General features: G+C 66.4%; 5 protein-coding genes. 2 read left to right on the top strand and 3 right to left on the bottom strand.

Annotated elements, in window-relative coordinates:
- Window positions 1-324: 324 nt before the first annotated feature.
- Window positions 325-543, bottom strand: coding sequence for a hypothetical protein (locus MJ777_RS09105; RefSeq protein ID WP_239375149.1), 219 nt, complete (start codon window positions 541-543; stop codon window positions 325-327).
- Window positions 544-1,163: 620 nt separating this feature from the next.
- Window positions 1,164-1,577, bottom strand: coding sequence for a heme-binding protein (locus MJ777_RS09100; RefSeq protein ID WP_239308983.1), 414 nt, complete (start codon window positions 1,575-1,577; stop codon window positions 1,164-1,166).
- A gap of 151 nt (window positions 1,578-1,728) precedes the next feature.
- On the opposite strand from MJ777_RS09100, the gene MJ777_RS09095 reads away from it, so the two are divergent.
- Window positions 1,729-2,628 carry a helix-turn-helix transcriptional regulator gene (locus MJ777_RS09095; RefSeq protein WP_239308981.1) on the top strand — a complete coding sequence of 300 codons (900 nt, stop codon included), beginning with the start codon at window positions 1,729-1,731 and terminating at the stop codon, window positions 2,626-2,628.
- A 425-nt stretch (window positions 2,629-3,053) separates the two neighbouring features.
- On the opposite strand, the gene MJ777_RS09090 is transcribed toward MJ777_RS09095, so the two are convergent.
- Window positions 3,054-3,998, bottom strand: a complete 945-nt coding sequence (locus MJ777_RS09090) for a sulfotransferase (protein WP_239375146.1) — start codon at window positions 3,996-3,998, stop codon at window positions 3,054-3,056.
- A 170-nt stretch (window positions 3,999-4,168) separates the two neighbouring features.
- Here MJ777_RS09090 and MJ777_RS09085 point away from each other — a divergent pair, with 170 nt between their 5' ends.
- A complete protein-coding gene (locus MJ777_RS09085; RefSeq protein WP_370652680.1) occupies window positions 4,169-5,158 on the top strand; it encodes a hypothetical protein in 990 nt (329 codons plus the stop codon).
- Window positions 5,159-5,407: the final 249 nt, after the last annotated feature.

Here is a 5,407-nt window from a genome sequence, read left to right as displayed (position 1 = left end):
GACATCGACATCCGCGGCCCAACCCGGCGGCTCCTCCATCGTCACGCTCCCCCTCTCACGGTTGACCAGCAACGTACTGTGAAGAAATAGTCCACGATAGCCACTCTGGTCACATCACCAGCCACGGCCGTCACGGCCGTCAGCGTCCCGGACCCGAGCTCCTGGCGTGCTGGCGTTTGCTGGCAGCCCTGATCCAGGCAGCGGTTCTGGTCCTCGCGAGGGGTTTGACCTTCTCACTCCAAAATATGATCATGATATTCGGGTGGGCAGGCCAACGCATCGACCGGGCGGAAGACCCGGCGGTCGAAACAGCGTCGCCGCAGCTCAGCAAAGCAGCGTCCAGCCTGGTGAACCCGGATGCCAGTCGATCTCGGTACGGCACCCGGCGGGGTCCTCGGCAGGTGCCGGGTGTCGACGGAGAAGGCCGCCGTGCTGGTCGGCGGGCCAGATACCGGCTGGCCATGTCACAGCCAGTAACGGATTCGCCGCGTCCCTGAGCGCCACCGGCAGCCACGACAGGATCGTGCCGTTGAGCCCAGTCATGATCAAATCATGAAGCGCGTCGACGTCACAGCCATCCGGCCCACTGGAGCTCGCGGCAGCCTCAGCGCAATCATGGCGCACCAACAACACCTATGATCGATGTTAATAATCATGAAGTCATAGCTGCCGGACAGTCGTGCTCCCATCAAGCACCTGGTCCGGCCCAGCGGGTTCCGTCGCCTCGCGATGCACGCACCCCAACCCCGCTTCTTGATCCACTTCCCTGTTACTGGGCGCTCCAGGCAGGTGAGATGACGTACTGTTCGCACTCGCTGACGCCCTGTCGGGCGCTCCTGGTCCGGTCATCACGCTGGTCGAGTTATCACAGCGCCCCGAACAGCACCCCCGAACAGCACCACGGGCATTGCCGGGCGGATTGGCCCCGGCCGCTCACCGGCCTGTCCAGCGGACGGCGCGACCGCATCCGCCCGTACCAGTCACTGTGTGCAGCCGCTGCACCCCGGCGGGCCCATCCCAACTGGCCACCCAACCCGCCCCGGCACGGCATTCATCCGCATCGCAACCGTTGGGCCTGGTTTCAGCGGGCGGAATACCCGAACAGACACCACCACACAAGCAGGGAGGAACAAGCAAGCTGAACAACAAGCTGGGAAAACTGATCAACTAATGAGCGACGAGCCTTTCATGACCACCTCGGCGACAGCATAGTCCTGCTCCAGGTTGCCACCGGAGACACCAACGGCGCCGATGACCATACCGGCCCCATCAAGGATCGGTAGCCCGCCGCCAAAAGTGATCAAGTCGGCCGTGCCGCGCTCGATGCCGTGGACAGTGCCATCCGGCTGGCAGCTCTCGCCGACAGCGTCGGGGGCTGTTCGAAAGTAAGCCGCTGTCCTGGCTTTCTTCAGTGCGATGTTGATCGGGTCAAGCCACGCATCGTCCATGCGCACGAACTGAACGAGGTGACCACCAGCGTCCACGATCGCGATGTTCATACCCGCACCGAGCTCACGCGACTTGGCGATTCCCGCCTCGACACGGGCCGCGGCCTCGGCCTGCGTGATCGACCTCATGGACGATCCTCCCTGCTTCCTCGACGCACAGTAAATAGATCTTCACTATGACTCGAACTCCGGGGGCCCTCCAGGGTGAGTTATTCCCGGGCCGCGACTTCCTAGGACTCCGAGCACCAGGAACCTCAGACCGTGTCGCATAATCGCGCTTATGACGGTGCAAGCACGGGGGCATTTGACACTCAGCCAGTTCCTGAAGGCCAAGCGTGCGGCGATCTCGCCGAAGGACGTGGGCCTGGCCAGCGCCATGCGCTTTCGACGAGTACCCGGGCTACGCCGGGAGGAGGTCGCCCAGCTCGCCGGAGTGAGCGTCGACTACTACACACGCCTGGAACAGGGGCGTATGATCCATGCGTCCGACAGCGTACTGTCCAACATCGCCCGTGCGTTGATGTTGAGCCCGACGGAACGGGAATATCTGTACTCGATTGCGAGAACGCCGTCGGCCCACAAGCCCGCGTCACGCGAGAAAGCGGTTTCTCCTGAGACGCAGCTCCTGCTGGACAGCATAAATCATATTCCCGCGTTCATTCTTGGCCGGCGTACGGACGTGCTCGCCTGGAACGCCCTCGGAACAGCTTTGTTCACTGACTTCTCCACAATCAAGCCCGAACACCGCAATCTGGCACGCATGATGTTCCTGGAACCGCGCATGCGACAGCTCTACACAAACTGGGAGGATATGGCGAGCGGCTTTGTCGCGCGTCTCCGCATGGATGTCACACTCTATCCGGACGATCCTCGGCTCGACGCCCTAGTGGAGGAACTGACCAGGCTCGACGCGGATTTTCGGCGCTGGTGGAACCAACACGACGTGCGGACCACGACGTCTGGCCACAAACGGATGAATCATCCGATCGTCGGAGAACTGATCGTGGACTGGCAGGTCCTGCAGGTTCTTTCCGCGCCCGAGCAGATAATCGTCACCTACACCGCCCCGCCGGGTTCCATCACCTGGAAAAGGTTCGAGACGCTGGCCAAGTGGTGGGCGACACAGACGGCGGCCGACCATCAGGACGAAAGTGCGCAAGCAGCGAAAATTGTTTCATAATGCGATCTGAATTTTGTCCCCAGCGTCCACGAGATGCGGCCGTAAAATCCTTGTGCATGCGGTCTGCCGATAAACCGGACGTGCTGAGCCCGCGGACTGCCACCACCATCCTCAGCACGCTCCAGACCCAGCGTACGCACTCACCATGAACCCAATAAGAACGACCGGCAATAGGGGTGTGGACCAAGGAATGAAACTGGGGTGTATGCATCACGATGGACACGGAGAGTCATCAGCGGTGGTGCGTGGCGACCGACGAGCCGGGGTACCCGCGCATCGCGCGGCGATGGCTGGCGATAGATGGGGAGAGCGATAACGCGAGGTGCGTGCCCCAGCCCCAGCCCCAGCCCCGCGACGCCGCGTCCCCTGCCCTGTTGCCGGGCGCTCTTGACCAGATCCGCGCCGTGGGCCTGGGGACAAGGTGGTCAGGCGCCGTCATCGACGATGTCGGGCTCCAGGCCCGTGATGAGCCAGTCCGCGTACGAAAGGCCTGTGACCTGCTCCAGGAGCGCGATGTCCGCGATGAAGTACGGCAGCACCGCCGCCCGCTGTTCGGGGGTGAGCGGCGGCCGGCCGCCCTTCTTCCGCTGCAGAGCGGCCAGGAACGGGATATGGGCCGCCCGGCGTACCGGGGCCGGGAAGTGGTGGCCGATCTGGCCGCCCGTCCGCAGGATCGCGCGCAGGGCAGCGTTGACCGTCGTGTCAGCGACGAACGGCGTGACGTTCTCGGACGGTACCGCGCCAAGAGCCCCCGTGGTCACGCCGAGGAAGTCGCACACCGTGTCGAGTGTCGCGGTCGGGGCATCGCGCAGCTCACGGTAACGCAGCACCAGGACCTGTTCCCGGGAGAAAAGGCCGAACAGGTGCGCCAGCTGGGCGCCGTACCGCCCAAGCGAGACATAGTGCCAGAACTGCGCCCAGCCGGCCTCCCGGCGCTGAGCCTCCAGGGCGCAGGCCGTCACGAAGTCGCGTTCGGGCTCAAGGCCCGCGGCCCACAGATGGGTCCAGTTCGAATGTGCGCGATCGACCGGGTTGCGCAGCAGGACGATCAGCTTCGCCTTCGGCAGCAGACGTTTGATCCGGTTCTGCGCGTCGAGGTCGTACAGGTAGAACGGGGTCGACTCACCGCGCAGCACACCAGGCGGCGCCGGGTCGAACAGCGCCTCGTAGTCGGCCCGCCGCCAGACGTGCTCCTGATAGGTCTGTGCGTCGCCGGGCCCGCCACGAGCCGGCGGCGGGCCCTCGGAGAGGAAGAACTTGGGTTCCTTCACCGACGGCAGGAACAGCGCGGGATGGCGGCTGAGGGCGGCGTGCAGAGCCGTCGTCCCGGCCTTCGGCACTCCGATCACGAGAAAGTTGGGCAGGGCCACGGGCGAAACACTCCAGACACGACGACGGGGCAGCGCGACGACGGTGCAGCCGGGCGGATCCGCCCGTTCTCGCAGGATACGAGAACAGCACCTTTACCACCGGACATATGGCAAATAGCCCCACCTGGGGCGAGGTTGTTCACCGGGGCGCTAAAGTTTTCCAGGTGTCGATCACAGCGTCCTCCCTCAGCCCCACCCCGGCCATCCCGCTCCCCCGCCTCGAAGCCGCGGTGACGGTGGCGGTCCCGGAGGCCGACGGCCCGGGCAACTGGGCCGGTGCGCCGAGCGCGCTGCTGGTCGACGGCACCTACTATCTCGCCTACCGCCTGCGCCGTCCGGTCGGCGACGGCCGCGGCTACGCCGTGGTGATCGCCAGTTCCGCCGATGGGGAACGGTTCACCGAGATCGCGCGGATCGGCCGTAAGCCGTTCGGTGCCGAGTCCCTGGAACGGCCCGCGCTGGTCCGCACCCCCGACCGACGCTGGCGCCTCTACGTGAGCTGCGCGACGCCGGGCAGCCCGCACTGGTGGGTCGACCTGCTCGAGGCGGACTTTCCCGACAGGTTCGAGCCCAGCGCGCGGCGCACCGCGCTGCCGGGCGACGCGTCGATGGCCGTCAAGGACCCCGTTGTGCGCTGGCAGGCCGGGCGCTGGCACCTGTGGGCGTCCTGCCACCCGCTCGACGACCCGGCGGCCACGGACCGGATGGACAGCCGTCATGCCACCAGCGACGACGGCGTCACCTGGACGTGGCGCGGCGTCGCGCTCGCGCCACGTCCAGGACACTGGGACGCCCGCGGCGTCCGCATCACCGACGTGCTCACCATCGGGCCGGCCACGGTCGCCTTCTACGACGGACGCGCGAGCGCCGCGGAGAACTGGTACGAGCGCACCGGGCTTGCCACCGCCGTCGTCTCCCGGGACGGGGCCCCCACGCGGTTCGACGCTGTCGGCGCGGCCCCCCACGCCGTCTCACCGGACGGAGACGGGGCACTGCGCTACGTGAGCGTCGTGGAGCTACCGGATGGTGCCTACCGGGTCTACTACGAGGCCAGCCGTATCGACGGCGCCCACGAGCTGCGCACCGAGCTGCTCGCACCCGGCTCCGCCCCTCCCCGCGTCCCGCCGCCGGCACCCGCTGGCGACCGCTCGACGACGTGAACCGCCGCTTGCCGGGCACCCAGCGCCGTCCGCGGCCGGCAGACTTCGAGATCGACATGCACCGAGCGGGATGGGGCTTGCGCAGGTGACCACGGTCCCGCTCGGATGTGCCGTGGGGCTGGTGGTCGCGGCGCGCACCGCTCCATGCCTCGGTAGGCAATGCCCCGGTAAGCGCAGGCCCGCCCGCGTCACGCCGGGTTTTCCAGTGACGGGCTGAGCCGTGCTCCCAAGCGTCCGAGGTTAAGAGCG

Source organism: Protofrankia sp. Cj5 (genome assembly GCF_917627405.1).
In the GTDB taxonomy this organism is placed as follows: domain Bacteria; phylum Actinomycetota; class Actinomycetes; order Frankiales; family Frankiaceae; genus Protofrankia.
Note: the sequence above shows the minus strand (reverse complement) of the source record. Positions and strands in the feature narration are given on the sequence as shown.

Excerpts from the sequence above, each read along its gene's own strand:
- MJ777_RS09095 (WP_239308981.1), top strand. The coding sequence starts at position 1,729 with ATGACGGTGCAAGCACGGGGGCATTTGACACTCAGCCAGTTCCTGAAG.
- MJ777_RS09100 (WP_239308983.1), bottom strand. The coding sequence starts at position 1,577 with ATGAGGTCGATCACGCAGGCCGAGGCCGCGGCCCGTGTCGAGGCGGGA.
- MJ777_RS09105 (WP_239375149.1), bottom strand. The coding sequence starts at position 543 with ATGACTGGGCTCAACGGCACGATCCTGTCGTGGCTGCCGGTGGCGCTC.